21 protein-coding genes and 1 other RNA gene are annotated in these 26,553 nt (G+C 71.3%); 14 read left to right on the top strand and 8 right to left on the bottom strand.

The genetic code is table 11. The features are described 5' to 3' along the window. The first annotated feature begins 60 nt into the window (after positions 1-60). From SOM35_RS07120 to SOM35_RS07095, 6 genes are all read left to right on the top strand, one after another. Positions 61-399, top strand: a complete 339-nt coding sequence (locus SOM35_RS07120; protein WP_111073258.1) for an STAS domain-containing protein — start codon at positions 61-63, stop codon at positions 397-399. After that, positions 390-818 carry an ATP-binding protein gene (locus SOM35_RS07115; RefSeq protein WP_111073259.1) on the top strand — a complete coding sequence of 143 codons (429 nt, stop codon included), beginning with the start codon at positions 390-392 and terminating at the stop codon, positions 816-818. The genes SOM35_RS07120 and SOM35_RS07115 overlap by 10 nt, the downstream gene beginning before the upstream one ends. Positions 819-884: 66 nt before the next feature. Continuing rightward, a complete protein-coding gene (locus tag SOM35_RS07110) occupies positions 885-1,844 on the top strand; it encodes a helix-turn-helix domain-containing protein (protein ID WP_320514869.1) in 960 nt (319 codons plus the stop codon). Positions 1,845-1,976: 132 nt separating this feature from the next. Continuing rightward, positions 1,977-3,083 carry a hypothetical protein gene (locus SOM35_RS07105; protein WP_320514868.1) on the top strand — a complete coding sequence of 369 codons (1,107 nt, stop codon included), beginning with the start codon at positions 1,977-1,979 and terminating at the stop codon, positions 3,081-3,083. A 38-nt stretch (positions 3,084-3,121) separates the two neighbouring features. Further along, on the top strand, positions 3,122-3,955 hold the full coding sequence (locus SOM35_RS07100) for a Nif3-like dinuclear metal center hexameric protein (protein ID WP_320514867.1): 834 nt from the start codon (positions 3,122-3,124) through the stop codon (positions 3,953-3,955). A 2-nt stretch (positions 3,956-3,957) separates the two neighbouring features. After that, a complete protein-coding gene (locus SOM35_RS07095; protein WP_290156701.1) occupies positions 3,958-4,692 on the top strand; it encodes a zinc ribbon domain-containing protein in 735 nt (244 codons plus the stop codon). A 535-nt stretch (positions 4,693-5,227) separates the two neighbouring features. Here SOM35_RS07095 and rnpB read toward each other — a convergent pair. The 3 genes from rnpB to map form a co-directional block, all read right to left on the bottom strand. Continuing rightward, positions 5,228-5,588: RNase P RNA component class A (gene rnpB, locus SOM35_RS07090), an RNA gene on the bottom strand. A gap of 239 nt (positions 5,589-5,827) precedes the next feature. Further along, the gene (gene ppgK, locus SOM35_RS07085; protein ID WP_111073264.1) at positions 5,828-6,580 is read right to left on the bottom strand and encodes a polyphosphate--glucose phosphotransferase; all 753 of its coding nucleotides are present in this window, start codon (positions 6,578-6,580) and stop codon (positions 5,828-5,830) included. Between the two features lie 68 nt (positions 6,581-6,648). After that, the gene (gene map, locus SOM35_RS07080; protein ID WP_320514866.1) at positions 6,649-7,512 is read right to left on the bottom strand and encodes a type I methionyl aminopeptidase; all 864 of its coding nucleotides are present in this window, start codon (positions 7,510-7,512) and stop codon (positions 6,649-6,651) included. 137 nt (positions 7,513-7,649) lie between these two features. Here map and SOM35_RS07075 point away from each other — a divergent pair, with 137 nt between their 5' ends. From SOM35_RS07075 to SOM35_RS07050, 6 genes are all read left to right on the top strand, one after another. Further along, on the top strand, positions 7,650-7,835 hold the full coding sequence (locus tag SOM35_RS07075) for an SPOR domain-containing protein (RefSeq protein WP_111073266.1): 186 nt from the start codon (positions 7,650-7,652) through the stop codon (positions 7,833-7,835). 57 nt (positions 7,836-7,892) lie between these two features. Continuing rightward, complete coding sequence (gene glnA, locus SOM35_RS07070) at positions 7,893-9,230, top strand: type I glutamate--ammonia ligase (RefSeq protein WP_111073267.1); 1,338 nt, start codon at positions 7,893-7,895, stop codon at positions 9,228-9,230. 36 nt (positions 9,231-9,266) lie between these two features. Further along, positions 9,267-12,242, top strand: coding sequence for a bifunctional [glutamine synthetase] adenylyltransferase/[glutamine synthetase]-adenylyl-L-tyrosine phosphorylase (locus SOM35_RS07065; RefSeq protein WP_320514865.1), 2,976 nt, complete (start codon positions 9,267-9,269; stop codon positions 12,240-12,242). 524 nt (positions 12,243-12,766) lie between these two features. Beyond that, on the top strand, positions 12,767-14,398 hold the full coding sequence (locus SOM35_RS07060; protein WP_320514864.1) for a glycosyltransferase family 2 protein: 1,632 nt from the start codon (positions 12,767-12,769) through the stop codon (positions 14,396-14,398). Further along, positions 14,391-15,962 carry a glycoside hydrolase family 26 protein gene (locus SOM35_RS07055; protein ID WP_320514863.1) on the top strand — a complete coding sequence of 524 codons (1,572 nt, stop codon included), beginning with the start codon at positions 14,391-14,393 and terminating at the stop codon, positions 15,960-15,962. Before SOM35_RS07060 ends, SOM35_RS07055 begins: the two co-directional genes overlap by 8 nt. Beyond that, complete coding sequence (locus SOM35_RS07050; RefSeq protein WP_320514862.1) at positions 15,959-17,377, top strand: UDP-glucose dehydrogenase family protein; 1,419 nt, start codon at positions 15,959-15,961, stop codon at positions 17,375-17,377. The genes SOM35_RS07055 and SOM35_RS07050 overlap by 4 nt, the downstream gene beginning before the upstream one ends. A 463-nt stretch (positions 17,378-17,840) precedes the next feature. Here the strand turns inward: SOM35_RS07050 and glnA (SOM35_RS07045) are convergent, their stop codons facing one another. Next, on the bottom strand, positions 17,841-19,265 hold the full coding sequence (gene glnA, locus SOM35_RS07045; RefSeq protein WP_110902453.1) for a type I glutamate--ammonia ligase: 1,425 nt from the start codon (positions 19,263-19,265) through the stop codon (positions 17,841-17,843). A 142-nt stretch (positions 19,266-19,407) separates the two neighbouring features. On the opposite strand from glnA (SOM35_RS07045), the gene SOM35_RS07040 reads away from it, so the two are divergent. Continuing rightward, positions 19,408-19,845 carry an RDD family protein gene (locus tag SOM35_RS07040; protein WP_111073272.1) on the top strand — a complete coding sequence of 146 codons (438 nt, stop codon included), beginning with the start codon at positions 19,408-19,410 and terminating at the stop codon, positions 19,843-19,845. Positions 19,846-20,082: 237 nt separating this feature from the next. On the opposite strand, the gene SOM35_RS07035 is transcribed toward SOM35_RS07040, so the two are convergent. Further along, a complete protein-coding gene (locus SOM35_RS07035; RefSeq protein WP_111073273.1) occupies positions 20,083-20,796 on the bottom strand; it encodes a DUF4191 domain-containing protein in 714 nt (237 codons plus the stop codon). A 128-nt stretch (positions 20,797-20,924) separates the two neighbouring features. Between SOM35_RS07035 and SOM35_RS07030 the strand changes: the two genes are divergently transcribed. Then, positions 20,925-21,713, top strand: a complete 789-nt coding sequence (locus SOM35_RS07030; protein WP_320514861.1) for a hypothetical protein — start codon at positions 20,925-20,927, stop codon at positions 21,711-21,713. A gap of 84 nt (positions 21,714-21,797) precedes the next feature. Here SOM35_RS07030 and sucB read toward each other — a convergent pair whose 3' ends face one another. From sucB to SOM35_RS07015, 3 genes are all read right to left on the bottom strand, one after another. Beyond that, on the bottom strand, positions 21,798-23,327 hold the full coding sequence (gene sucB, locus SOM35_RS07025; protein WP_320514860.1) for a 2-oxoglutarate dehydrogenase, E2 component, dihydrolipoamide succinyltransferase: 1,530 nt from the start codon (positions 23,325-23,327) through the stop codon (positions 21,798-21,800). Positions 23,328-23,394: 67 nt separating this feature from the next. Beyond that, a complete protein-coding gene (lpdA, locus tag SOM35_RS07020; protein WP_320514859.1) occupies positions 23,395-24,768 on the bottom strand; it encodes a dihydrolipoyl dehydrogenase in 1,374 nt (457 codons plus the stop codon). A 170-nt stretch (positions 24,769-24,938) separates the two neighbouring features. Further along, positions 24,939-26,444: a leucyl aminopeptidase gene (locus SOM35_RS07015; RefSeq protein WP_320514858.1), complete on the bottom strand. Its 1,506-nt coding sequence runs from the start codon at positions 26,442-26,444 to the stop codon at positions 24,939-24,941. Between the last annotated feature and the right edge of the window lie 109 nt (positions 26,445-26,553).

Below are 26,553 nucleotides of genomic sequence, written 5' to 3'. Positions count from 1 at the left end.
GCCACGACCCGTTAGCCTCCGATGAGGCACGCGCAGACTCTCGAGGGGGCCCCACACACAATGGACATCGTCGTACACGAAGCCGGCACCGAAGCGGCGGTGTTGGAGTGCTCCGGCCGCCTGAACATGGTGTCGGCACCAGCCTTCCGCGAGACCGTCGCCACGGTGATCGAGGGCGGCCGTCCCCGTGTCGCCGTCGAGCTGTCGCGCGTCGAGTTCCTCGACTCCTCGGGTCTCGGTGCGCTCGTCGGTGCGTTGAAGACCGCTCGGCAGGCCGGTGGTGACCTCCGGATCGCCGCACCGTCCGAGCAGGTCGCGATGGTGCTGAAGCTGTCGAACATCGACAAGATCCTCCGCAGCTACGCCGACGGTGACGAAGCCGTCCGCGAATGGGTCTGACCGGGGCCGTCGTGGGCGAGCACCGGCTGGACTTCGCGTCGCCGCCCGACGACGTCTCCTCGGTGCACGACTTCCTCAGTGACGTCTGGACGGCCGAGCCCGCCGTCAGTGTCGAGGACCGCATGGCCCTCGAACTCGCGATCATCGAGCTCGCCTCCAACGTGATCGAGCACGCGGCGGCGGGCGGGCAGGTCACGTGTTCGCTGACGCTCGCGGTCGCCAGCGACGCTCTGGAGGCCCGGATCACCGACGACGGCCAGCCCGCGTCCGTCGACGTGGCCGGCGCCACCCTGCCGGACGACATGGCGGAGGGCGGGCGTGGACTCGCCCTCGTGCAGATGGTCGTCGACGAGCTGCGCTACGACCGTCTGGGTGACGAGAACCGCTGGACGGTCCGGAAGGCCACCCGCGCGGTGTGAGCCGCTTCCCGCGTCGGGTCCATCCAGATGCATGAAGTTCGCGCGGCGCGTGTCACGATTCCCCGGATGACCGCCACCATGGACCCCCGGACCGTCTTCGAGACGTCCGGAGCCGATCTCGACGCCGCTCGGTCGATGTTCGAGCAGACCTACGAAGCGTCCGGGTTCCTGCCCGAGCGGACCGAGCGGGCCTTCGGGTACCGCTTCCGGACCGTCGGCGACCAGGCGATGTCCCTGCGGTCGACGCGGTTCGACGCCCGCATGGTGGGCGACGTCGACTCCGGCGACCAGATCAGCGTCGCCTGGGTGACGGACGGCGGTGGCGTGCTCGACGTCGGTCGTGACGAGGTCGCCCTGACGCCCGGTCGGCCGGTGGTGTTCCCCGTCGGACGTCCGTACCGCTTCGACCTGGCCGACGTCCGGCAGAGCGTCGTGCAGTTCGACCGCACCTTCCTCGAACGGGTGGCCGCCGAGGCGTACGGCACCGAGCCCGGCACCCTGGTGTTCGACCACACGGTGGTCCCCGGTGCCGAGGCCGTGCGCGCCTGGAACCACCAGGTGCAGGAGGCCTCCCGCGTCGTGCTCGGCAACACCCCGATGTCCGTGCTGGCCTTCGCCGACACCGCTCGTCGGACGGCTCTGGCGCTCCTCAGCACCTTCCCGCACCACGTCGCCGCCCGCCAGGTCCCGCTGCCCGCGGGCGCCACCGGCCGTGTGCGTTCAGCGATCGAGTACATGCACGCCGCCGCGCACACCCCGATCACCACGACCGACGTCGCCGAGCACGTCGGCCTGAGCATCCGCGGCCTGCAGCAGGCGTTCCAGCGGCAGGTCGGCATCGCACCGAACGCCATGCTGCGGGGCATCCGGCTGGACCGGGTCCGCGACGAACTGCGCGAGGGCACGCCGGCCGACACCACGGTGGCGAGCGTCGCCGTGCAGTGGGGCTTCGCGCACCTCGGTCGGTTCTCGGCCGCGTACGCACGACGGTTCGACGAGTACCCCCGCGACACCCTGCACAGCTGACGAGCACGGCGGGACCGACCGCGGGCGCCTGAGTCGCGACACGCCGCTCGACTCCGGGCGACATGCCACCGGATCCCGCGACACTCCGCGGATGTCCGCGCTGATGGAGCGTGCGATATTCATACTCCTCACATGGAGACGCAGTCCGGAGCACGCACGCCCCTCGTGGACCCCTTCGGTCGCGAACTCGAGGAGTGGTTGCACGACGCCCCGGCCACGCGGTCGCCGTACCTCGCAGACCTCGTCGTCCCGCCGGTCACCGGTCCGGTTCGACGCCCCGTGCTCCCGCCGGTGGACGTCGAGGAGCCGGTCGCGGACGCACCGGCCGTCGAGCAGCCGGTCGCGGACGAGCCGGTCGTCGAACTCGCCGAGACCGCTCCCGAACCGGCTCGCGTCGTCTCCGGCGACGACCGCGCCTTCCGCCGCGACCGCGACCGCGCGCGCCACGTCGCCGTCTGCGCCCCCTCCTTCCCCGAGCCGCCCGAGCGCCTGGCCCTCCGGTTCGACGACCTCGCCGTCGCACTCGATGCCTCGAGCGGCCGCACGACCATCGAGCGCATCGACCTGCTCGAGGACGAGGTCCGCGTCCGTGACGAGGACCTCGCCCGCCTGGCCGCCTGGGAGGCCGTGGTCGCCGACAGCACCGACGCCGAGGTCGACGGCGCGCGGGCGTTCGCTCGCGAGGTCTTCGCCGACCTCCTGGCCGACGCCGCCCGCGACGCCGAGCGCCGCAAGCGTGCCGCCCTCCGCCGCGCCGCCACCGCACCGGTCCGCGTCGGCGCCGTGCGTCCGCTCCTGCCGGCCCCGCACCGCGCGGTCGCCGAGCCGGTGTCGGTCGACGTCCCGGCCGACGACGCCGACCTGGTCGCAGCGCCCGTCGGACCGCAGGCCGCCGTCCGACCGGTGTCGAGCCTCCAGACCGTTTCGCCCTCGTCGCCGCCGGTCGCCGCGTCCGGCCGCCCGACCCCGCTGGTGCAGCCGGTGACCGGCCCGACGGTCATCGACCGCGAGGCCTTCGCCGCCGTGCTCCGCGCCCACACGGGCGAGCAGCCCGTCGTCTCCGTCGAGGTCCCGGTGACCGCACCGGTCGGCGCGACGCAGTCCGCCGACGACACCGTCGCGACGGACATCGTGGACGCACCCGACCGGGAGGCCCGTGCCGACGCCGCGTCGACCGCACCGACCGGCTGGTGGTCGCGTCTCGTCGCCCGCCTGCTGCACCTCGTCGGCCGTCGCTGACACCCGGGTCGACCCCGCCGTCTCGGTACACTGACGGGATGCCGACGCTCCGAGAACTGCAGTCCGCCGTCGAGTCCCTGTGGCCGGCGGCCGGGGCGGAGTCCTGGGACTCCGTCGGCCTCGTCTCCGGCGACCCGGACGCCCTGGTCGAGCACGTCCACCTCGCCGTCGACGCCGTGCCGGACACCGCGCGCGAAGCCGTCGCAGCCGGGGCGGACCTGCTCCTGACGCACCACCCGCTGCTGCTCCGGGGCGTGACCACGATCGACGAGTCCACCTACAAGGGCTCCGTCCTCGCCACCCTCGTCCGTGGTGGGTGTGCACTCCTCGCCGCGCACACCAACGCCGACGTCGTGACCACCGGCACCTCCGCCGTCCTCGCCGACCGGATCGGACTGCAGGACCCGCGTCCGCTCGAACCCGCGTCCGACGGTGTGAGCGGGATCGGCCGGGTCGGTGTGCTCGCCGAACCGGTGCCCCTCGGCGTGCTCGCCCGACGGATCGTCGACGTCCTGCCCGCCACCGCGACCGGGGTCCGCGTGTCGGGGGAGTACGACCGACCCGTCCGCACGGTCGCCCTCTGCGCCGGCGCGGGTGACGCGTACCTCGGCAACGCCGAGGTCCGGGCCGCCGACGTCTACGTCACGAGCGACCTACGGCACCACCCCGCCTCCGAGTTCCGCGAGCAGGCGATGGTGGCCGAGGGCCCCGCGCTCATCGACACCTCGCACTGGGCGACCGAGTGGCTCTGGCTCGACGTCGCCGCCGAGCAGCTCCGCGCCGCCACCGGGGTCCGCGTCACCGTGAGCGACCTCCGAACCGACCCGTGGGACTTCGCCGTCCTGCCATCCGCCCCCAACGAAGGAGCCTGACCATGAAGGCAGCACCCGAGGACCAGGCCATCCTGCTCGACGTCCAGCGACTGGACAACGACATCACCCGGCTGGCCCACCGGATCAGCTCCCTGCAGAAGGGCGAGCACCTCACCGAGCTCGGCACCCGTGCCGCCGGCCTGCGCAGCCAACTCGCCGCCGCCACCGGGGACGTCGAGGACGCCGAGCGCGACCTCGCCCGCCTCGAGTCGGACACCGCCACCGCCCAGGCACGCATCGAACGCGACACCACGCTGCTGCAGAACGTCGGCAACGCCAAGGACGCCGCTGGACTGCAGAACGAGCTCGACTCGTTGAACCGCCGGACGAACGACCTCGAGACGCAGGAGCTCGAGGTGATGGAGACGCTCGACCGTCTCCGCGCCCGGGTCGGCGACATCGAGAAGCAGCTCGCCGACATCGACGCCGAGCGCGGCCGGCTGATGGGCGTCCGCGACGACGGCATCGCCCGGTTCGAGAAGGACCGCGTCGCCGCCGTGCAGTCCCGCGCCGACGTCGCCGCGAAGGTGCCGGCCGACCTCCTCGCACTGTACGAGCGCCAGCGTGCCCGGTACGGCTTCGGGGCGTCGCTGCTGCAGGGCGGCGTGTCGACGGCGTCCGGCGTGGCGCTGAACAACTCCGACCTGGCCACGATCCGGGCTGCGGCGCCGGACGACGTCCTGCTCTGCCCGGACAGCGACGCGATCTTGGTGCGGACGGCCGAGTCCGGCCTGTAGGCGCGGGGCGGCGCCGCCGCCGCTTCCGCTGCTTCCGCGGAACGCCGCCGCTTCTGCGAGACGCCGCCGAACCCGGCGGCGTCTCGTGTGTTCCGCGGTGTCTCGCGGCGGTGGACGCCGGCCGGTGTCCTGGGGCGTGCCGGGCGGGAGGCGCGGTGCGGGCTGGTTGCGTGCCTCCCGGCCGCCGAGACGCGCCCGTCTGCATGCGCCGTCGGCGGGTCGAGACGCCGCTGCCGACGCGAAACGCCGCTGCGTGCGTGAGACGCCGCCGAATCCGGGGGCGTCTCGCGCGTTCCGCGGTGTCGCGCGGCGGCGGGCGCCGGCCGGTGTCCTGGGGCGTGCCGGGCGGGAGGCGCGGTGCGGGCTGGCCGCGTGCCTCCCGGCCGCCGAGACGCGCCCGTCTGCATGCGCCGCCGTCGTCCGGGCGAGACGCCGCGGAATTCGGGGGCGTCTCGTGCGCTCTGCGGCGTCGCGGCGTGAGCACGACAGCCCGGCACCTCGCGGTGCCGGGCTGTCGTGTCGGTACGGACTGGGGCGAACGGGCCGGCCGTACGCCGGGTTCTGTCCCGCGGCTTGCACCGCGGTGACGGCCATCTCTCTCGGACCGACGTTGCCGTCGGCCTCCAGCGGTCTACCCGAGGACTCGGCGAGCAGCCTCAGCGTCCTCTGTCTGACCTTGCTCCGGGCGAGGTTTACCGAGCAGATCCGGTCACCCGGATCCCTGGTGGTCTCTTACACCACCGTTTCACCCTTACCGACGTCACCGCCGGCGGTCTGTTCTCTGTGGCACTGTCTCGCGGATTGCTCCGGGTGGGTGTTACCCACCGCCCTGCTCTGTGGAGCCCGGACGTTCCTCGGCACTCCCGGGGGAGTGACGCGACCGTCTCACCGACCCGTTCGCTCCGAGGAGTCTACCGGCCCGCCCACGCCGCCGGGCTCCGACTCCGAGGTGCGTCCCGTCGGCCGGTCCCGACACCCCGCACGTCGTCCGCCGAGCGGTCACGAAACGTCGGTCCCGCACGCGGAGAACGACGTTTCGTGACCGGTCGGCGCGGAGCACACGGGGTGTCGTGACCGCTCGGCGCGGAGCAGACGGGCGCGCCGGACGGACGAGCGCGCCGGAGGCACCGGCAGGTCAGCGGGAGCTGCGTGCCGCCAGGGTCGCCGCGCCGATGATGCCCGCGTTGTTCCGGAGCGTCGCGGGGATGATCTCCGCCTGCAGGTCGAGCAGCGGCAGGAACTCCTCGTACTGCTTCGACACGCCACCGCCGACGACGAAGAGCTCCGGGGACAGCAGCGCCTCGAGCCGGGAGTAGTACTTCTGCAGGCGCTTCGCCCAGTGCTTCCAGGTCAGGTCGTCCCGCTCCTTGGCCGCGAAGGACGCCTTCGTCTCGTAGTCGACGCCCTCGATCTCCAGATGGCCGAGCTCCGCGTTCACGATGAGCACGCCGTCGTTGATGAGCGCCGTGCCGATGCCGGTGCCGAGCGTCGTCATGATGACGAGTCCGTCGCGGCCCTTCGCGGCACCGAACTGCTGCTCGGCGAACCCGGCGGCGTCGGCGTCGTTGACGAAGTGGATGGACCGGCCGAGCTCCTTCTCGAAGAGCGCCTCAGCCTCGAAGCCGATCCACTTCTTCGACACGTTGGCGGCCGACATGGTCTTGCCGTCACGCACGATCGCCGGGAAGCAGACACCCACCGCGACGTCCGACGCGGGGGACAGGTCGTCCAGGATCGACTTGGCGACCTCGACGATGTCGTGCGGCTTGCCACCCTCGGGCGTCGCCTTCTTGATCCGGTCGGTGGTGAGTTCGCCGGTCGCCGTGTCGACGATCGCGCCCTTGATGCCTGTTCCGCCGATGTCGACGCCGACTGCGAGTGAGGTCATGGGGAGCGGTGCCTTCCGTAGGTGGCTCGTGTCCGGCACGGTCCCGGGATCGGGTGCGCCGCGGGTGGTCAGGAGACGGTGAGGAGTTCGGTGCCGCGTTCGGTCACCAGGAGCGTGTGCTCGAACTGCGCGGTCCAGGAGCGGTCGCGCGTGGTGACGGTCCAGTCGTCGGCCCAGATGTCGGCCTCGATCCCGCCCAGGGTCAGCATCGGCTCGATCGTGAAGACCATGCCCGGCTCGATCACGGTGTCGTAGCGGACGTCGTCGACGTGCGGGATGACGAGCCCGGAGTGGAACGCCCGACCGACCCCGTGTCCGGTGTAGTCGCGGACGACCCCGTACCCGAAGCGCTTGGCGTAGGACTCGATCGCGCGGCCGATGACGTTGACCTGCCGACCCGGCGCGACGGCGCGGATGCCGCGGTGCATCGCCTCTTCCGTCCGGGTGACGAGGTCCTGGACCTCGGGCGCCGCCTGCCCGACCACGAAGGTCCGGTTGGTGTCGCCGTGCATGCCGTCCTTGTACGCGGTGATGTCGATGTTCACGATGTCGCCGTCCTGCAGCACGGTGTCGTCGGGGATGCCGTGGCAGATCACCTCGTTCAACGACGAGCAGAGCGACTTCGGGTACCCGCGGTAGCCGAGCGTCGAGGGGTAGGCACCGTGGCCGACGATGAACTCGTGGCCGATCCGGTCGAGTTCGTCGGTCGTGACGCCGGGGCGGATCGCCACGCCGACGGCGTCGATGGCCTGCGAGGCGATGCGGCCCGCGGTGCGGATGCGCTCGACCTCGTCCGGAGTGTAGGTGTCGCCGAGGCCGTGCTCGTGCGGTTCGACCTTGCCGACGTACTCGGGGCGCTCGATGTCCCGTGGGACCGGCCGCTGCGGGGAGATGCGGCCAGCGGTCAGGTGTCCGTGTTCGTCCCGGGGCATGCGCTCCACTCTAGCGGCGTGTCGGAGCCGACCGCCGCCTCCCGGCCGTGGAGCCGGGCACGGACGACCGGGGCCTGCCGGATGACCCGGGCCCGGCCTCCCGGACGACCCGGGCCGGCCCGGGTACGGTCGGCCCCATGACCGACGAGCGCATCGAATCCCAGTGGTGGTACAACGACAAGACCGGCGAGGTCGAGCAGGGCCTCAAGTCGACCAACCGTCACCACATCGGCCCCTTCGCCACCCGTGACGAGGCCGCGCACGCCCTGGACCGCATCCAGTCCAACAACGAGCGCGCCGACGCCGCGGACACGGAAGGTTGACCACTAGCCTGTGACAACGGTCGTGGACCGGACCAGCTGAACTCGGAAAGGTCGTGCATGGACAAGCAGACGGACTTCGTGCTCCGCACCATCGAGGAGCGCGGGATCAAGTTCATCCGACTCTGGTTCACCGACGTGATCGGCACCCTCAAGTCGGTCGCCATCGCGCCGGCTGAGGTGGAGGGTGCGTTCGCCGAGGGCATCGGGTTCGACGGCTCCGCGATCGAGGGCCTGACCCGCTCGTACGAGGCCGACGTGCTCGCGCACCCGGACCCCTCGACGTTCCAGATCCTGCCGTGGCGCGGGGAGATCGACCCGACCGCCCGGATGTTCTGCGACATCACGACGCCGGACGGGCAGCCCGCCGTGGCCGACCCCCGCAACGTCCTGAAGCGGACCCTGGCCCGGGCGAGCGACCGCGGGTTCACGTTCTACACGCACCCCGAGATCGAGTTCTACCTCCTCAAGGACCGCGACTGGAAGGACGGCGGCCCGAAGCCCGTCGACCAGGCCGGCTACTTCGACAACGTCCCCGGCGGCAGCGCGCACGACTTCCGTCGCCGCTCCGTCCGGATGCTCGAGGACCTCGGCATCTCGGTGGAGTTCAGCCACCACGAGGCCGGCCCGGGGCAGAACGAGATCGACCTCCGCTACGCCGACGCGCTGACCATGGCGGACAACATCATGACGTTCCGCACGGTCGTCAAAGAGGTCGCGATCGAGCAGGGCGTCTACGCGACCTTCATGCCGAAGCCGCTCTCCGGGCAGCCCGGCTCCGGCATGCACACGCACGTCTCGCTCTTCGAGGGCGACCAGAACGCGTTCTACGAGCCCGGCGGCGAGTACCAGCTCTCGCCCACCGCGAAGCAGTTCATCGCCGGTGTCCTCAAGCACGCGCCGGAGATCACCGCGGTGACGAACCAGTTCGTCAACTCGTACAAGCGTCTCTGGGGTGGCGACGAGGCCCCGTCCTTCGTCACCTGGGGCCACAACAACCGGTCCGCGCTGGTCCGCGTGCCGCTGTACAAGCCGAACAAGGGCCAGTCCGCCCGCATCGAGTACCGCGGCATCGACTCGGCTGCGAACCCGTACCTGGCGTACTCGCTCCTGCTCGCCGCCGGTCTCAAGGGCATCGAGGAGGGCTACGAGCTCCCCGCCGAGGCCGAGGACAACGTCTGGAGCCTGTCCGACTCCGAGCGCAAGGCACTCGGCTACAGCCAGCTGCCGGCGAGCCTCGACCACGCACTGTCGCTGATGGAGGACTCGGAGCTCGTCGCCGAGACCCTGGGCGAGCAGGTCTTCAACTTCGTGCTCCTCAACAAGCGCCAGGAGTGGAAGCGGTACCGCGACCAGGTCACCCCCTTCGAGCTGGACACCAACCTCGGCATGCTCTGACCCCGCCGGTCAGGACACACCACGGGAGCGCACGCGATGACCAGCAGGACGGCGACCTCGCGGTCGCAGCTGGCGCGGCTCGGGTTCGCCGACCTGTCCGGCACGCTCGAACGGATCGCCGCCCTGGAGGCCCGCCCCGCGTCCGACCTGCGGGTCCCGATCGCGGACGCCGAGTCGGTGTGGGCCGCCACGGCGGACCCGGACGGCGCACTGCTCGCGCTCGAGCGGCTCATCGAGGCCGCACCGGACCAGCTGCGGCCGGTCCTGGCGGACGCCGGCGCGACCGAGCGCCTGGTCCGGTTGCTCGGCGCCTCGATCGGGCTGGCCGAGTTCCTGCAGCGCCGGCCGGACGAACTCGCCCTGCTGCTCGCACCCGTGGCGCCGCCGTGGTCGCAGGAGCGGTACACGGCGTCGCTCGACGAGGCCGTCGACGGTAGCTCGGGGGAGACCGCCCGCCGTCGACTGCGGGTCCGCTACCGACGCCACCTGGCGCAGATCGCCCTGTTCGACGTCCTGCACCCGTCGCCGACCGAGGCGTTCCCGGACGTCGCTGCGGGCCTCGCCGACCTGGCCGGTGCCGCACTCGACGCGGCCGTGACGGTCGCACGTCGCGAAGTCCCGTTCCCCGCCGCGGACGTCGCCGCCACGCCGCTCGCCGTGATCGCGATGGGCAAGGCCGGAGCGCGGGAACTCAACTACGTCAGCGACGTCGACGTCATCTTCGTGACGGAGCCCACCGAGCCGGCCGACGGGGACGACGCCCCCGCGATCAGCACCGACCGTGCCGTGCTCATCGCGACACGTCTGGCGATCGCCGCGACCCACGTCATCACCGACCTCGCCGCCGAGCCCGCACTGTGGGAGGTCGACGCGAACCTGCGGCCAGAGGGCAAGGACGGGGCACTCGTCCGGACGCTCGAGTCGCACGTGGCGTACTACGAGCGCTGGGCGAAGGGGTGGGAGTTCCAGGCGCTGCTCAAGGCACGGGCGATCGCCGGCTCGACGGACCTCGGCGAACGCTACGTCGCCGCGGTGGCCCCGTTCGTGTGGGAGTCGTCGAAACGCCCGGGGTTCGTGGAGTCGGTCCAGCGGATGCGGGAGCGGGTCACGGCGCACATCCCGGACGCCCAGGTCGACCGACAGCTGAAGCTCGGCCCCGGCGGCCTGCGCGACGTGGAGTTCACCGTGCAGCTGCTGCAGCTCGTGCACGGGCGGGACGACGAGTCCGTGCGGGTGCGCTCCACCCTCGAGGCGATGGACGCGCTGGCGACCGCCGGGTACGTCGGACGACCAGAGGCCGCACGCTTCGGTCCGGACTACGCTCTGCTCCGGGTGCTCGAGCACCACATCCAGCTCCGGCGGCTGCAGCGCACGCACCTGATGCCCTCCGACGAGGACGAACTCCGGGTCCTCGCCCGCTCCACCCGGCTGGCGTCCTCGGCGTCGGCACTGCAGGACCGCTGGCGCTCGGTGAAGCTCGAGGTCCGGGGCCTCCACGAGCGGCTGTTCTACCGGCCGATGCTCGCTGCGGTGGCCTCGACCGAGGGCGAGATCGTCCTGACGAGCAGCCAGGTCCGTGACCGGCTCACCGCGATCGGGTTCGCCGACCCGGACGGTGCCGTCACCCACATCCGTGCGCTGACGCAGGGGACGACCCGGCGGGCGGCGATCCAGCGGAACCTCCTGCCGGTGCTCCTGCGCTGGATGGCGGAGGGACCGGCACCGGACCGGGCACTCCTGGCCTTCCGGCGGCTCAGCGACGTCCTGGGGGAGTCGAGCTGGTTCCTCCGGATGCTCCGCGACTCGTCCGGCGCCGCGCACAGCCTGACGACCGTGCTGTCCGAGTCCGCGTTCCTCTCGGGTCTGCTCGAGCGTTTCCCGGAGGCCGTGGCGTGGTTGGACGAGCCGGACACCCTGCTCAAGCCCCGCCCGCTGCCGGCGTTGCTCGCCGAGACAGGGGCGACGACGGCCCGGCACGGGGACGCCGTGGACACCGCGGCCTCGCTGCTGCGCGGGGTCCGGCGGCGGGAGACGCTCCGGCTCGGCATGGCCGCGGTGCTCGGGCACCTGGACGTCGACGGCCTCGGCCCGGCACTCAGCGACGTCACGGAGGCCACGCTGAGCGGCGCCCTCGACCTGGCCCGTCGGGACGCTCCGGACGGCCTGGAGTTCGGCGTGATCGCGATGGGGCGGTACGGCGGGCGTGAGCTCGGGTTCGGGTCGGACGCCGACGTGCTGTTCGTCTACCGGTCGTCGACGGTGCCGAACGACGTGGCCTCGCGGGCGTCACAGGTCGTGGTGCGCGAGCTGAACCGGCTGACCGAGGACGCCCTGCACCCCCTCGACCTCGACATCGACCTGCGGCCCGAGGGGAAGAACGGCCCCGTGGTGCGCTCGTTCGACTCGTACGCGGCCTACTACGCCCGTTGGTCGCTGACGTGGGAGGCCCAGGCGCTCCTCCGTGCCCGCGGTGCCGTGGGGGACGAGCAGCTCCTCCGCGACTTCGAGCACCTAGCGGACCGGACCCGGTACCCGGTGGCGATCGAGGACCGCGAGGTCCGTGAGGTCCGGCGCATCAAGGCCCGCGTCGAGTCCGAACGGCTGCCCCGCGGCGCCGATCCCGCTCGTCACCTCAAGCTCGGCCGGGGGTCGTTGAGCGACGTCGAGTGGTTCGTCCAGCTCCTGCAGCTCCAGCACGGGCGCGAGCAGCCCGCGCTCCGGACCACCTCGACGCTCGAGGCCCTCCATGCAGCTACGGAGGCCGGCTGGGTCGGCCCGGAGGACGCCGAACGACTGGCTGCCGCGTGGCGGTTCGCCTCCCGGACCCGCAGCGCGCTGGTGCTGTGGTCGGGCAAGACGACGGACGTGCTGCCCGTCGAGCGGACGCAGCTCGAGGGCATCGCGCGGCTGCTCGAGTACCCGCCGGGGTCGGCGTCGCAGCTCGAAGAGGACTACCTCGCCGTCACACGTCGTGCCCGTCAGGTCTTCGAGCGCGAGTTCTACGGCGCCTGAGCGTCGGGCCGAGCGAGTTCCCCGGGGGAGCGACACGCCCGGGACGCCGCGACCCAGGCCAAGGTGACGAGTTGTCAAAGACAATTTCCGCCGAACGCGATCCGTACCCCTTCGCTTCGATCCCCGTACCCCGGTCGGTACCCGGTCGGAACTGCTGCCAGCCCACGACCAGGGTTTCGGAACACGGGCGCTCCGAGCTCGGACGTGTTCGGAACGGCGTGACGCAACCGGCCCGTGACCGGGGGTTCCTGGCAGACCGGTGACGCGCCTCCCGATCGTGTCCGGCACCCGACCGACGGTCGATCACCGTGGGACCGGTCCACCCAACTGCTGTCAGCACCAGTGAGGACACGGGGCTGTCCGACGTGCAGCGGACCACTCTGTCCCCCGATCGACACCGCGGCCACCCCCGCCCGAGGGACACGTTGCAGGGGTCCTGTGCGGTCTGTCTGAATGAGGACACCCGAACCGACCCCGATTTCCCGATGGCGTGGAATCTCCCCCGAACGTTGAAGCAGGGATCGATGTTCACCTTCATCCTCCAGATCCGGCAGATGGTCGACGGCCACCCCGAGTTCTACCTGTTCACCGTGTACTCACTGGTGATCTGGTTGCTCTGGCTGCTCAAAGTCGTCCTCTCCGCCCGGTACCGCCCCTTCACCGGCACGTACACCGGCACGACGAGCGTCGTCGTCCCCGTGGTGGACGAGCCGCTCGACCTTTTCCGTGACGTGATCGGCCGCATGGTCGAACAGCGTCCCGGCGAGATCATCGTCGTCATCAACGGCGCCCGGAACGAGGCGCTCGAAGCCGTCTGCGACGAGTTCGCCCCCCTCGTCCGCTGGACCCACACCCCGATCCCCGGCAAGCGCAACGCCGTCAAGGTCGGCACCGAGATGTCGAACGGCGACATCACCGTGCTCGTCGACTCGGACACGGTGTGGACGCCCGGCACGCTCGTCGAACTGCTCAAGCCGTTCGCCGACGAGTCCGTCGGCGGCGTCACGACCCGCCAGCGCATCCTCGAGCCGACGCGCTCCTGGATCACCCGCTGGGCCGACTGGCTCGAGAACTCCCGCGCGCTGTACTCGATGCCCGCGCAGAGCGTCCTCGGGCAGATCGGCTGCCTGCCCGGCCGCACGATCGCGTTCCGCCGGAACATCCTGGTGCGCGTCATGGACCGGTTCATGCACGAGGAGTTCATGGGGGTCTTCCTCGAGGTGTCCGACGACCGGACGCTCACGAACCTGACGCTCAAGGAGGGCTACCGGACCGTCTACCAGTACACGTCGCTCGTGTACACGGACGCTCCGCTGCAGGTGAAGAAGCTGTTCAAGCAGCAGCTCCGCTGGGCCCGCGGCTCGCAGTACAACACGCTGCGGATGCTGCCCTGGATGCTCGGCCACGCGCCGATCCTGGCCGTGTTCTTCCTGACCGACATCATCCTGCCGTTCATGCTCTTCGGCGTGATCGCGGGCTGGATCTACCGGGCACTCACCGGGCAGGGGCAGAACCTCTACCAGGGGATCCTGCACCAGTACGGCTTCTCCACCGGCTTCGTCTACGTGGCCGGACTCATGGTGGTCTCGAGCGTGCTGAGCATGGCGATCCGCCAGATGCGACACCTGGCCGAGAAGCCCTCGGACTTCTTCCGCCTGCCGATGTTCATCATCGTCTCGACGTTCTTCCTCATGCCGATCCGTCTGATCGGGTTCTTCCGCCTGGCCCACGCCAGCGGTTGGGGGACCCGGGCCGGGGCCTACGCCGGCGGACCGATGGAGGAGGACCCGGCGCAGCCGCAGCTCGCCGGCAGCACCGTGCCGCTGAGCCCGGTGGACCGCGGGCCGACGGCTGGGTCGGACCGCGGGCCGACGGCTGGGTCGGACCGCGGTCTGACGGCCGGATCGGACCGAGCCGCCGATCGACCGGCCGACCAGGCCGACGTCGACCGCGCGTTCGACGAGCTGTTCGGACCGGACGCGACCACGGCCTCCACCTCGACCGTGCTCGCCACCCGACCAGACGTCGCCACCGCGACCGACCGTGCGCCGCAGCGTGCGGCCAAGCCCGCCCGTCGCCGACTCAACCCCTACGCATCGATCCCGTACGTCATCGGGATCGCGGTCTTCGCTCTGGAGGCGTTCCTCATTGTCTGATCTCGACCGCACCACCGGCACCTGGTGGGCACCGTCCACCAAGCACGCCAAGCGCACCGCGCTCGGCATGGCGGCGATCGTCGCCGTCCTCGCCCTGATCACCTGGTCCGTCTGGATCTCGCCCTCCGGCCCGGTCTCCACCGCGGTCAGCCGAGCGCTCGGCGTCCCGACCAAGCAGGAGCCGTCGGCCGACGTCAAGGCGATGCAGGCCAAGCTCGACGCCGCGCAGCAGCAGATCTGGAAGCTCGAGGGGAAGCTGCAGAGCACCGCCGCGCAGTCCGGCTCCCGCAGCGACCAGGTCACCCAGCTCAAGGCGCAGATCGCGGACCTGCGGTCGCAGCTCGGGCACGCCCGTTCTGCGGCCTCCGGCCACGGGGCGGGCCACGCTTCGGGAGGCTCGTCCTCCTCCGGCACGACCATCACGGCGGGCAAGGGGGCCGGCTCCGGCGGCGCCACGTCCGGTGGATCTGCGTCCGGCGGGTCGGGCTCCGGCGGCTCGGGCGGGCACGGCGGCGGTCCGACCGTCGTCCCCGGCACCGGCGGCCCCTCGACCGACCCGGACCCCGCCACCCCGACAGTGGTCCCGACGAAGGCCGAGGTCCTCGCCCAGCAGGCACGCTGGTACGGCCTCTACACGGCCCAGTCGCCCTTCAACTGGGCCGAGTACGACGACGTCTCGCAGCAGGTCGGCAAGGCGACCAACATGGTGGGCTTCTTCCAGGGCTTCGACCAGGACTTCAACACCAAGGGGGTCCAGCGGTCGTGGGCCAACGGCCGCGTGCCGATGATGACCTGGGAGACCCGGCCCGCGTCGACCGGCAACGACCAGGAGTACGTCGCCGGGTACACGAACGCCGACATCACCGGCGGCGCCTTCGACGCCTACCTGACGAAGTACGCCGACGCGCTCAAGGCGAACGGGCAGCCCGTCGTCATCCGTCTCGACCACGAGATGAACGGCAGTTGGTACAACTGGTCGGACGGCACCGCGCAGCAGAACGCCCCGGGCTCGTTCGTCGCCATGTGGAAGCACGTGCACGACGTGTTCCAGCGCGAGGGCGCGAACGACTACGTCATCTGGAACTGGTCCCCGACGCGCATCGACGCCCTGGGCAACCCGGCCTACCAGACCGTCGACTACATGCAGGCGTACTACCCGGGTGCCGACTACGTCGACTGGGTCGGCATGAGCGGCTACTACCGCAAGGCCGAGGAAGCGCCGACCTTCGCCACCACCTTCGGCCGCACGCTCGAGCAGATCCGGCAGATCGCGCCGGACAAGCGGATCCTGCTCAGCGAGATCGGTGCGACCGAGACGGGTTCCGCGGTGTCGAACGGGCAGAAGTCGCAGTGGATCGACTCGCTCTTCGACGCCCTCGCCGACCCCGCGAACTCGGACGTCATCGGCTTCGCGTACTTCAGCGAGACCGCGACCACCATCGTCGACGGCGTCCGCACCACCAACGACTGGCGGCTGAACTCCCGTGCCGACAGCCTGGCGACGTTCGTCGCCGGCATCGCCCGCACCGACACCGACTACGACCTGCAGGAGGTCAAGAAGTGACCGCACCGAAGAAGTCCGCCGACACCCGACCCGCACCCGTGATCAGCGTCATCGGCACCGGGTACCTCGGCGCCACGCACGCCGCAGCCATGGCCGAGATGGGGTTCGAGACCATCGGCGTGGACGTCGACCCGGCCAAGCTCGCCGCGCTCTCCGCCGGCCAGGTGCCGTTCTACGAGCCCGGACTGCCCGAGCTCATCACGAAGCACGTCGCCAGCGGCCTGCTCCGCTTCACCGCCGACATCGCGTCGGCCGTGGCCGCGGCGGACGTCCACTTCGTCTGCGTCGGCACCCCGCAGAAGGCCGGGTCGCACGCCGCAAACCTGGCCTACGTCGAGAGCGCCACCCGCGGTGTGGCGGAGAACCTCACCCACCCGGGCCTCATCGTCGGCAAGTCGACCGTGCCCGTCGGCACCGCCGCCCGACTGCGCGGCATCGTCAGCGAGTTCACGCCCGCCGGCATCGACGCCGAGCTCGTCTGGAACCCCGAGTTCCTCCGCGAGGGCAAGGCCGTCGAGGACACGCTGCACCCGGACCGCCTGGTCTGGGGCGGTGCCTCCGAGGCTGCCGACGCCGTGATCCGCGAGGTCTACGCCGCCCCGATCAGCGAGGGCACCCCGGTCATCACGACCGACCTCGCCACCGCCGAGCTCGTCAAGGTCAGTGCGAACGCGTTCCTCGCCACGAAGATCTCGTTCATCAACGCGATCTCCGAGATGTGCGCGATCGCCGGGGCCGACGTCACGACGCTCGCCGACGCCCTGGGCCACGACGCCCGCATCGGTCGGAAGTTCCTCAACGCCGGCCTCGGGTTCGGTGGCGGCTGCCTGCCGAAGGACATCCGAGCCCTCATGCACCGCGCCAACGAGATCGGCGCGGGCCGGGTCGTCGGGCTCATGCAGCAGGTGGACGAGATCAACATGGGCCAGCGCCAGCGGGTCATCGACATGGCGATCGAGTCCGCCGGGGGATCGGTGCTGAACCGTCGCATCGCCGTCGTCGGGGCCGCGTTCAAGCCCCTCACCGACGACGTCCGCGACTCCCCGGCGCTCAACGTCGCCGCCGCGCTGCACCTCCGCGGTGCGCAGGTGACGCTGTGGGACCCGGAGGCGATGGAGACCGCTCGCCGCTCGTTCCCGACCCTCACCTACGCCGGGTCGATGACGGAGGCGATCGAGGGCGCCGACCTCGTCCTCGTGCTCACCGAGTGGGACGAGGTCGTCGAGGCCGATCCCGTCGCCCTCGCGGCCGTCGTCGGCCAGCGCGTCGTGATCGACGCGCGCAACTGCCTCCCGACCGGACGCTGGGTCGGGGCGGGGTGGACCGTCCGTTCCCTGGGCCGGCCCACCCCGGTCGCGGGTGCTCCCGTGAGCGACGCCGCGGGCACGATCGACGCGCTGGCCACCAGCCGCTGACCGTCCCGAGGTGGAGCGGGGCCCGTGCCGGGGGCGGCGCGGGCCCCGTTCTCGTGCGCGCCGGTGTCCCGCAGGTCGGCCGCGCGCGTGGCCGAGGCTCGGTCCGGCGGACACTGTGCGCCGTCCGCGTGCCGCGAAGTGTCCGCCCAGCCGAGGCTCGGCGCTGCGGTGGAGGTGACGGCCTGGAGGCCCGGTGCCGGTCCGTCGGGCTGGCGCCGGGCCTCCAGAGTGTCCGCCGGGCGCCGCGCGCGTGGCCGAGCCTCGGCCTGGCGGACACCCTGCGCCGTCCGTGTGCCACGAACCGTCCGCCCAGCCGAGGCTCGGCTCCGCCGGAGGCCACCCGCCGGAGGCCGCCCGCCGGAGGCCGCCCGCCCGCCGTTCGCACGCCTCGCGCGGGCGAGCGGGTACGCGGAAGGGCCCCGCACCTGACGGTGCGGGGCCCTTCGCGGTGGTGCGTGGAGCGTCAGACGCCGAAGTACAGCTCGTACTCGAACGGGTGCGGACGCTGCGCCATCGGGAGGATCTCCTTCTCGCGCTTGTAGTCGATCCAGGTCTGGATCAGGTCCTCGGTGAAGACGTTGCCCTTGAGGAGGAACTCGTGGTCCGCCTCGAGCGCGTCCAGCGCGGCACCGAGCGAGGCCGGCACCTGCGGGATGTTCTTCGCCTCTTCCGGGGGGAGCTCGTAGAGGTCCTTGTCGACCGGCTCGTGCGGCTCGATGCGGTTCTGGATGCCGTCGAGGCCCGCCATCAGCTGCACGGCGAACGCCAGGTACGGGTTGCCGGAGGCGTCGGGCGCACGGAACTCGATGCGCTTGGCCTTCGGGTTCGTGCCGGTGATCGGGATGCGGATCGACGCCGAGCGGTTGCCCGCCGAGTAGACCAGGTTGACGGGGGCCTCGAAGCCCGGGATCAGACGGTGGTACGAGTTGATCGTCGGGTTCGTGAACGCCAGGACGGCCGGGGCGTGCTTGAGCAAGCCACCGATGTACCAGCGGGCCAGGTCGGACAGGCCGCCGTAGCCGTTCTCGTCGTAGAACAGCGGGGTGCCGTCGGACCACAGCGACTGGTGGGTGTGCATGCCCGAGCCGTTGTCACCGAAGAGCGGCTTCGGCATGAAGGTCGCGACCTTGCCCCACTGCTCGGCCGTGTTCTTCACGATGTACTTGAACTTGAGGATGTCGTCCGCGGCGTGGACCAGCGTGTCGAACTTGTAGTTGATCTCCTGCTGGCCGCCGGTGCCCACCTCGTGGTGCGCACGCTCGAGCTCGAGGCCCGCGTCGATGAGCTTCAGGGAGATGTCGTCGCGGAGGTCAGCGGTCTTGTCGACCGGCGACACCGGGAAGTAGCCACCCTTGTACGGGGTCTTGTTGGCGAGGTTGCCGCCCTCTTCTTCGCGACCGGTGTTCCAGGCGCCCTCTTCGGAGTCGACCGAGAAGAACGCCTCGTTCTGGGTGACCGAGTAGCGGACGTCGTCGAAGATGTAGAACTCGGCTTCGGGGGCGAAGAACGCGGTGTCCGCGATGCCGGTCGAGGCGAGGTACTTCTCCGCCTTCTTGGCGACCTGGCGCGGGTCACGGCCGTAGATCTCGCCGTTGCGCGGGTTGTAGATGTCGAACACCATGATCAGCGTGCGCTCCGCACGGAACGGGTCCACGTACGCCGTCGTCACGTCGGGGATGAGCTGCATGTCCGACTCGTGGATCGACGCGAAGCCGCGGATCGAGGAGCCGTCGAAGAGCTGACCGACGGCGAAGAAGTCCTCGTCGACCGTTGATGCGGGGATGTTGAAGTGCTGCTGGACCCCGGGGAGGTCCGTGAAGCGGATGTCGAGGAACTTGACGTCCGTGTCCTTGATGAAGGCAAGCACCTCGGAGGAATCGCTGAACATACGAGTCGGTCTCCTGTGGGGTTGGGTGGTGTCGAGGGAACCAGGAGGCACCCTCCGACGAGGGTATTGACATGGAGTTTCCCGGACGTGACTGGGTTGTTTCCAGCGTGTTACGTGCCGGGGGACCGCCTACGCTGGTGACATGGCCCGCTCCACTTTGCCCTCCTCGCCCGATGCCGGTTCCGGGCGCACCGAGTGGCCGGGCAAGATCCTCGGTCTCCCCGAATCCGGACCGCGCAGCATGGGCTCGTTCGGCCGCCGGTTCCTGGCGCTCGTGATCGACTGGGCACTGGCGTCGCTGCTGTCCCTGGCCTTCGGGACGTACGGGGCGGCGGGCAACTTCGTGACGCTCGGCATCTTCGCGGCACTGCAGGTCGTGTTCATCGCGCTGCTGTCCGGGTCGTTCGGGCACGTGTGCCTCGGGCTCCGGGTCGTCCCGGTCCGTGGCGGCTACGTCGGGGTGTGGCGGCCGCTCGTCCGCACGGTGCTGCTCTGCATCGTCGTGCCGGTGCTCATCCACGCGAAGGACGGTCGGCCGCTGCACGACGCGGTCGCCGGCACGGTGCTCGTCCGCCGCTGAGGCCCTGTCGGCGCCCCGCGCAGAGGTCGCACGACCTGCCCGGCCTCGTCCGCCGGGGTCGCACGACCCGCCGTGGCCGCTCGGCCGAGTTCGCACGACCTGCCGCCGGGACGCCAGGCGCGCGGCACATCGTGCGACCTCGACCGGCGCCACGCCCCGCCAGCCAGCGCCGCACACAGCACGACGCCCCCGATCCGCAACGGGATCGAGGGCGTCGAGGTGCTCGGACGACCGAGGTCAGCGCGGGCGACCGGCACGGACCCGCGTCGGGTCGATGCCCTTCGGGATCGCCGCAGCCGGACCGTGGGTGAGGGAGTCGAGACGGTTCGAGACCGCCAAGACCTCGTTGCGGTTCAGCGCCTTCTTGTACTTGTTCATGGCACGCGGCAGCTTGTGGAGGGTGACCTCGTCCTTCCCGTCACCGACGTTGACGACGTGGATCGGGACGTTCGGCACGATGCGCGCGACCTTGCGCCGCTCTTCCTCGACCTGGCGCTTGAGGTTCGTGACAGGGCCCTCGGTGATCAGGACGACACCCGGGGTGCCGACGGCACGGTAGACGGCCGCCTGCGACCGGCCGTGGACGGCGACGGGCATCTCGCTGGAGCGCCACTGCCGACGCAGCGAGTTCGACAGGACGGCGCCGACGGCACCGGGCTGGCCCTCGATCTGCGAGTACGCGGCACGCTCGGCGAGACGGCTGAGCACGATCAGGAAGAGCAGCACACCGAGCATCACGCCGGCGATGATCCAGAGCGTGATCGCGAGCCAGTTCTGACCCGGGATGAGCAGCGCCGCGAGGACGCCGACCACGACCGGTCCGAGGAACGCGAGGGCGAACCACCAGACGGAGCTGGGGTCGGCCCGACGGGTCATGGTGAAGACCTGGTACATCTGCTTGAGACGACCGGGCTCCTTCGCCGGGGAGCTGGAGGAACTGCTGCGTGCCATGCCGACAAGGATACGGCCTGGCACGTCGATCGGGGACCGCCCGCCGCCAGGCTGTGGGCGAACAGGAGTTGTCCACAGGGCACCGCCCCGGCCGGGAGGCGCGCCCAGCCCCCGACACGATGGTCGCCATGGAATTGTGGGAACAGATCGACCTCTGTTGGCGCGTGCCGGAGCCCGCCGACGCGTTCGCCGAGTGGCTCGCCGACCGGAGCACCATGACGCACGACCACCTGGTGGGGGTCGCCGAGGTCGGTCGTGACGAGACCGGCGCGCTGGTCGCTCGGGCATCGGCACCCGCCGGCCTCGCACTGGCCGCCGCCCTCGACCGCATCGGAGCACCGACCGTGGGCGTCGCCGTCACGCTGACGCTCCCGCTGCTCGAGATCGCCCTGCTCGCCGATGCCGGGGCGCTGCTGCTCGGTCGCGCCGGGGTGGAGGACGTCCTGGTCGACGACGCGGGAGCGGTCGTCCTGGTCGACCATCCGCCGGGCTCCACCAGGGAGCGTGGACCCGGCGTGGTCACGGGTGCCGAGGCGCTGGTGCTCGCCGTCCGGGCGGTCTGGGACCGGGTTGATCCGCGCGAGCCGAGCCGCGACGCCATCGACCAGGCGTGCACCCTGGCCCGTCGTGACGGCGGAGCAGCACTCCTCGCGCTCGACCGGATGGTCCGTGCGACCGCCCCGCCCCGGCCGGTCCGGTGGGAACCGCCGCCGATGACGTTCACGTTCGCCCTCGATGCGGGTGCTGCAGCGCCCACGGCTCCGGAGTCGGTGGTCGGCCGGCTGCTCGCGGCGGTGCGCGCGCTCCTCCGGACCGGCCTGCCGGTCGGATCGCACCGGATCGGGCTGCGCGGGCTGATCACCGCGGGCGTCGTCGTGACCGGGGTCGTCGTGGCCGGGCTGTGGGGTGTCGGGTGAGTCACGCCGGAAGCGCGGACGACGGCGGCCCCGCCTCCCACCGGGGGAGACGGGGCCGCCGTCGAACCTGTCAGCTCCTGGAGATCAGTAGCCGAGGTTGGGTGCGAAGTTGCCCTCTTCGAGACGGTTCTTCACGGCCACCAGGTACCGGGACGCGTCAGCGCCGTCGATGATGCGGTGGTCGTAGGAGAGCGCCAGGTAGACGAACGACCGGATCGCGATCGCTTCCTGCCCGTCGACCTTGACGACCGCCGGGCGCTTGGTGACGATGCCGGTGCCGAGGATCGCCGACTGCGGCAGGAAGACCACCGGGGTGTCGAACAGCGCGCCACGCGAACCGGTGTTGGTCAGCGTGAACGTGCCACCGGCGAGCTCGTCGGGCTTGAGCTGGTTGTTGCGCGTGCGCTCCGCCAGGTCCGCGATCGACTTCGAGAACTGGGCGAGGTCGAGCGACGCCGCGTCCTTGATCACCGGGGTGAGCAGGCCGCGCTCGGTGTCCACCGCGATGGAGACGTTCTCGGACTCCGGGTAGACGATCTCGTCGCCGTCCACGGTCGAGTTGATCTTCGGGTGGGCCTTGAGCGCCTCGGACGCCGCCAGGGCGAAGAACGGCATGAAGGAGAGCTTCGAGCCGGTCTTCTCGAGGAACTCCGCCTTGTGAGCGTCGCGGAACTGCGCGACCTTGGTCACGTCGACCTCGACCACGCTGGTGAGCTGTGCCGTCGAGGTCATCGACTGCACGGCACGCTCGGCGACGACCTTGCGCAGGCGGGTCATCTTCTCGCGCGTCCCGCGGAGCGGCGAGACCTCGGCGACGAACGGACCGGACTGTGCCGGCGTGGACGAACCCGAACCGGATGCGGCCGGGGCGGCAGCAGCAGCGGAGGCCGCGGCGAGCACGTCCTCCTTGCGGATGCGCCCACCGACACCGGTACCGGTGACGGTCGCGAGGTCGACACCCTGCTCATTGGCGAGCTTGCGCACCAGCGGGGTGACGTAGCCGGACGCCGCACCGTTGGCGGTGGGGTTCGGGACCGCAGCGGACGGCGTCGACGACGGAGCCGCGGCGGCGGGGGCAGCGGCCGGAGCAGCCTTGGCCGGTGCGGGGACCGCGGCCGGCGGTGCGGCGGCGGGCGGCGGGACCGGGGCTGCCTGCGGCACCGGCGACGCGGCCGGCGGGGCCGACGGCGCCTGGGGTGCTGCGGGCTGGGTCTGGCCGGCCGGCGTCGGCTCGGGCTCGGTGGGCTCCGGGGCCTTGGCCTCGGTGTCCTGCTCCGTGCTCGGTGCGGCCTCGGGCTCGGTGTCCTCGGCGGCGGCCTCGGTCTGGTCGTCGGCGGACTCGGACCCACCCTGGTCGGACGAGTCACCGCCACCGGAGCCGTCACCGATCTTCACGAGGGCGGTGCCGACCTCGACGGTCTCGTCCTCCTGGACGAGGATCTCCTCGATGACGCCGGCGACCGGCGACGGGATCTCGGTGTCGACCTTGTCGGTGGAGACCTCGAGCAGCGGCTCGTCGACCTCGATCCGGTCACCGACGTTCTTCAGCCATCGGGTGACCGTGCCCTCGGTGACGCTCTCTCCGAGCGCCGGGAGGTTGACGGATTCGCTCATCGGGTGGACTCCTTCTCGCAGGCGTGGTTCTGGTTTGTGGTGTTCGTGGTGCGCACGACGGTGCTGCTCACAGTGCGTGGAGCGGCTTGCCCGCGAGGTGCAGGAGCGCTTCGCCGAGGGCTTCGCTCTGCGTCGGGTGTGCGTGGATGAGCGGCGCGACGTCTTCCGGGTGCGCTTCCCAGTTCACGGCGAGCTGGGCTTCGGCGATGAGCTCACCGACGCGGGCGCCGATCATGCTGATGCCGACGACGGGACCGTCGATGACGCGCACGACCTTGACCGCACCGGACGTGCCGATGATGTGGCTCTTGCCGTTGCCGGCCAGGTTGTACTCGTACGAGTCGACCTTGTCGGCGCCGTACTGCTCTTCGGCCTTCGACTGCGGAAGGCCGACCGAGGCGACCTCGGGGTCGGAGTACGTGACCTTCGGGATGTTCGTGTCCGAGATGACGACGGGGTTCAGACCCGCGATCTCCTCGGCGACGAAGATGCCCTGCTGGAAGCCGCGGTGGGCCAGCTGCAGGCCGGGGACGATGTCGCCGACGGCGTACACGTTCGGCAGGTTGGTGGCGAGGCGCTCGTTCGTGGTGACGAAACCGCGGTCCATGGCCACACCGACCTCTTCGTAGCCGACGTTCTGCGTGAGCGGGCCACGACCGACGGCGACCAGCAGGACGTCGCCGTCGTAGGTCTTGCCGTTCTCGAGCGTCACGACGACGCCGTTCTCGTGCTGCTCGACGCCCTGGAACCGGACACCCAGCGAGAACTCGATGCCGCGCTTGCGGAACGCACGCTCGAGCTGCTTGGACATCGATTCGTCCTCGGCCGGGATCAGGTGCGGCAGGCCCTCGACGATCGTGACCTCGGCGCCGAAGGACTTCCAGACGCTGGCGAACTCGACGCCGATGACGCCGCCGCCGAGGATGACGACCTTGTTCGGCACGTAGTCCATGCGGAGCGCGGTCTCGGAGGTGATGACGCGCCCACCGATCTCGAGTCCGGGCAGCGACTTCGAGTAGGACCCGGTGGCCAGGACGATGTTGCGACCGGTGACGGTCTGGTCGCCGACCTGCACGGTGTTCTGCGAGGTCAGACGACCCCAGCCCTCGACGACGGTGATGCCGCGGGCCTTGATCAGGCCCTGAAGGCCCTTGTACTTCGAGTTGATGACGCCCTGCTGGTACTCGATGACCTTGGGCACGTCGACGCCGGCGAACTCGGCGATGACGCCGTACTTCTCCGCGTCACGGGCGCCGTCCGCGATCTCGGCCGAGTGCAGCAGCGCCTTCGTCGGGATGCAGCCGCGGTGCAGGCAGGTCCCTCCGAGCTTGTCGCCCTCGATGAGCGCGACGCTCATCCCGAGTTCAGCGGCTCGGAGCGCTGCGGCGTAGCCGCCGCTGCCGCCACCGAGGACCACGACGTCGTAAGTCTGTTCCGTCACCTGGTGCAACTCCCTCGTGCGTGTCGGGGGCGGCTTCGTGTCTCATGGACGCCGTCCCGGTGGACACCGCGCGGCGGCGTCCGGCGGTCGGACCGTCTGTACCGGTCCCGTCCCGTCAGTTCCGGCGGGGAGCGCGCGCGGACGCGGCGGCCCCGCCGGAACCCAACCTACTACTTGGACTGCAGGTCTTCTGCGAGTGCGACCAGGGTGCGGACCATCACACCGGTGGCGCCCTTGCCGAGCCAGCCGTACCCGGCGCCGCGGTTCTCCGACGGGCCGGCGATGTCGAGGTGCGCCCACGGGATCGTGGTGCCCTCGGCGGTCTGTCCGACGAAGCGCTCGAGGAACTTCGCGGCGAGCAGCATGCCGCCCGCGGTCTGCCCGACGGTGGCGTTGACCATGTCGGCGACGTCGCTGCTCAGGCGGCCGTCGAGCTCTTCCGGCATCGGCATCGGCCAGATCGGCTCCGCGACCGTGTCGGCGAGCGTGCGGACCCGGGCGACGAGGTCGTCGCTGCCCATCAGGCCGGTGGTCCGGTCACCGAGGGCGACCATCTGCGCGCCCGTCAGGGTGGCGATGTCGACGATCGCGTCGGGCTGCTCGAGCGACGCCGCGGCCATGCCGTCGCCGAGGACGAGTCGGCCCTCGGCGTCGGTGTTCGTGACCTCGACGGTCTTGCCGTTCTTCAGGGTCAGGACGTCACCCGGACGGATGGCGGAACCGGAGGGCATGTTCTCGGCGAGGCAGAGCCAGGCGGTGACCTTCGTGTCGAGGCCGAGGCGAGCGGCGGCGACCGTCGCTGCGAGGACGGTGGCGGCACCGGTCATGTCGGTCTTCATGCCGAGCATGGAGGCAGCCGGCTTGAGCGAGAGCCCGCCGGAGTCGAACGTGATGCCCTTGCCGACGAGCGCGAGGTGCTTGGTCGCACCGGCCGGCTCGTACCGCACGACGACGAGCCGCGGCGGGCGGACCGAGCCCTGGCCGACACCGGCGATCCCGCCGAAGCCCTGCTCTGCGAGTTCGGTCTCGTCGAGGACCTCGACGGTGAGGGGCAGACCGTCGGCCTGCGCGTGCGCGACGTCGGCGACGTCGGACGGCCCGAGGTCCCCGGCGGCGGTGTTCACGAGGTCGCGGACCAGCGCCGCCGCGTCAGCGACGATCGCGGGGCGGACGGTGGCGTCGGCGCTGACCGAGGCCGGTGCGACGACCGTGATGCGCTGGTCGCCACGGGTCGGACCGGTCGTGCCGGCGCCCTTGTGGCGGGTGAACGAGTAGGCGCCGAGTGCGGCACCCTCGAGTGCGGCGGCGACGGTGGCGTCGTCCTCGGTGGGCAGGGCGAGTGCGATGGCGGCGACGTGCGGCAGCTGGCGCACGGCACTGCCGGCGGCGCTGCGCACGGCGGCCGGACCGGTGGCACTGCCGAGCCCGACGAGCGCGATGCCCGCGGCGGCGACGCCGACGGCCGAGCCGCCGGGGATGCGCACGAGCTGGTCCTTCGCGCCGGTGGCGCCGACGGCGGCGAGGTCGAGGTCGGCCAGTCCGTCGACGGGGCCGGCCGCGGAAGGCACGAGGGTGGCGGGCGCGCCGTCGGCGCCGGGGCGGACGCCCAGGACGAGCACGTCGGCGTCGACGGAGGAGGGGGCGGAAGAGGTGGTGGAGAGCGTCGGTCGGACCATGCGTCCAGCCTACTGACGGCGTCCTGCCAGGCGGTGGGGACCGCCGGACGGGTGACGCGCCTCCAGTCAGGCTGTCGGACTGGAGGCCCGTCACCTGTTCGCTGTCGGC

It is taken from the genome of Curtobacterium sp. CFBP9011 (genome assembly GCF_034045095.1).
In the GTDB taxonomy this organism is placed as follows: domain Bacteria; phylum Actinomycetota; class Actinomycetes; order Actinomycetales; family Microbacteriaceae; genus Curtobacterium.
This window is presented reverse-complemented; position numbering and strand designations above follow the sequence as displayed.